Below are 2088 nucleotides of genomic sequence, written 5' to 3'. Positions count from 1 at the left end.
GTTCCTGACCGTGCTGGCGGCGGCGGGCGGCCTCGGCCTCAGCGCGGCGGCGGCAGGGCTGGGCGATGATCTGGGCGGGCGGGCGACGGTGCAGATCGTCCAGGCCGATCCCGTCTCGCGCGAGCGGCAGGCGACGGCGGCGCTGGCCGCGCTGGGGCGGCTGCCGGGCCTGCGATCGGCCGAACGCGTCGGTGATGCGCAGATGACCGAGCTGCTCGAGCCGTGGCTGGGGCCGGAGGGGCTGGGCGAGGACCTGCCGCTGCCCGCGCTGATCGACGTGGTGATGACGGACCCCTCGGTCGATCACACGCCCGCGATCGTCGCCGCGCTGCGCCCGGTCGCGCCCGATGCGCGGGTGGACGATCACGCCCGTTCGCTCGCCCCGCTCACCCGTGTGATCGCGGCGCTGCAATGGCTGGCGGCGGCGCTGGTGCTGCTGATGGCCACGGCCACCGCCGCGGCCGTGGTGCTGGCGGCGCGCTCCTCCCTCAACACCCACCGCGCCACGATCGACGTGATGCACCTGCTCGGCGGGACGGACCAGCAGATCGCCCGCATCTTCCAGCGGCGGATCGCGTTGGATGCGCTGTTCGGCGGGATGATCGGGCTGGCCGGCGGCATCGTGGTGCTGTGGTTGATCGGCCGGCAGATGGGAGCGCTCGGTTCCGAACTGCTCGGCACCGCCGCGCTGCCGCCGGGTGCGTGGGTGGTGCTGGCGCTGCTGCCGCTGCCCGCCACGCTGCTGGCGATGCTGACCGCGCGGCTGACGATCGTGGCGGCGCTGAGGCGAATCCTGTGATCGCGCGCGCGGCGGCGGCGCTGCTTTTGCTGTGGGCGCTCGGCTTCGCGTGGTTCGCCATCGACCAGCCCGGCCCGGCCCCCGACGCCGCCGTGACCGATGCGATCGTGGTGGTGACGGGCGGGCCGGGACGCGTGCAGCGCGGGCTGGACCTGCTGGCCGCCGGGCGGGCGCAACGCCTGCTCGTTTCCGGCGCGGACCGGCGGGTGCGGCCCCTGGAGCTGGCGGAGGTCAACCATGTCTCGCCCGCGCTCGTCGTCGCGCGCGTCGATCTGGGGCACGAGGCGGTCGATACCCGCTCCAACGCCGATGAGACCGCCGGCTGGCTGGCACGCCACCGCTTCCGTTCGGTCCGCCTCGTCACGACCGACTGGCACATGAGCCGCGCCTGTTTCGAGTTGCGCCGGATCGTGGGCGATCGGGTGACGATCCTGCCCGATGCGGTGCGGAGCGAGCCGGGATTCACCGCGCTGTTCAAGGAATATCACAAATATCTGCTGCGCCGGGTCGCGGCACCGCTGGGGTGGTAGGCATGGCCCGATTGCGTAACGTGCTGTTCGCGCTGGCCTTCTACCCCGGTTCGCTGGTGCTGGTGGTGCTGGCGCTCGTCATCGCTCGGCGTGGCGCCCGGATGCGGGCGCATGCCAAACGCTGGGCGCGTTTCCATTACTGGTGCGCGCGCCACCTTCTCGGCATCGAGACGCGGGTGGAGGGGCGGCTGCCCGAGGGGCCGGCGCTGATCGCGGCCAAGCACCAGTCCATGTTCGAGACGTTCGAGCTGATCCGCGTGCTGGAGGAGCCGGCGGTGGTGCTGAAGCAGGAACTGACCGAGATCCCGCTGTGGGGGCGCGTGGCGCAGAGTTACGGCGCGATCCCTGTCGATCGCGAGGGATCGGCGACCGCGCTTCGCATCATGCTGCGCGCGGCCCGCCGGGTGGTGGCCGATGGCCGGGCGATCCTGATCTTTCCGGAAGGCACGCGCGTGGCGCCGGGCGAGCAGCCGCCGTTGCGCCCCGGTTTCGCCGGCCTGTACCGCGTGACCGGGTTGCCGGTGGTACCGCTGGCGCTCGACAGCGGCCTGCTCTGGCCGCGCAAGGGCCTGAAGCGGGCGGGCGTCATTACCTTCCGCTTCGGCCCGCCGATCCCGCCCGGCCTGCCGCGCGACGAGATCGAGGCGCTGGTCCACGCCGCGATCAACACGCTGGAGACGAAGGAGCGGCGCCTGCCTGCGGCCTAGCGGCGGTAGGGATCCCACAGGTTGGCGATCCACCCGCTGCTGGAGGCGGGCG

Annotated in this window: 3 protein-coding genes; all 3 read left to right on the top strand. The window is 72.9% G+C overall.

Annotated elements, in window-relative coordinates; genetic code table 11:
- The coding region (locus FOY91_RS21250) for a cell division protein FtsX (protein ID WP_145156053.1) at positions 1-799 on the top strand (799 nt) is incomplete at its 5' end.
- A complete protein-coding gene (locus tag FOY91_RS21245; protein ID WP_145156050.1) occupies positions 796-1329 on the top strand; it encodes a YdcF family protein in 534 nt (177 codons plus the stop codon). The genes FOY91_RS21250 and FOY91_RS21245, both read left to right, overlap by 4 nt.
- A gap of 2 nt (positions 1330-1331) precedes the next feature.
- Complete coding sequence (locus FOY91_RS21240) at positions 1332-2036, top strand: lysophospholipid acyltransferase family protein (RefSeq protein WP_145156048.1); 705 nt, start codon at positions 1332-1334, stop codon at positions 2034-2036.
- Positions 2037-2088: the final 52 nt, after the last annotated feature.

Source organism: Alterirhizorhabdus solaris, assembly GCF_007785815.1.
GTDB classification, from domain to species: domain Bacteria; phylum Pseudomonadota; class Alphaproteobacteria; order Sphingomonadales; family Sphingomonadaceae; genus Alterirhizorhabdus; species Alterirhizorhabdus solaris.
Note: the sequence above shows the minus strand (reverse complement) of the source record. Positions and strands in the feature narration are given on the sequence as shown.

What these genes read in the sequence shown, in the direction of transcription:
- FOY91_RS21240 (WP_145156048.1), top strand. Translation starts at nt 1,332, where the DNA reads ATGGCCCGATTGCGTAACGTGCTGTTCGCGCTGGCCTTCTACCCCGGT.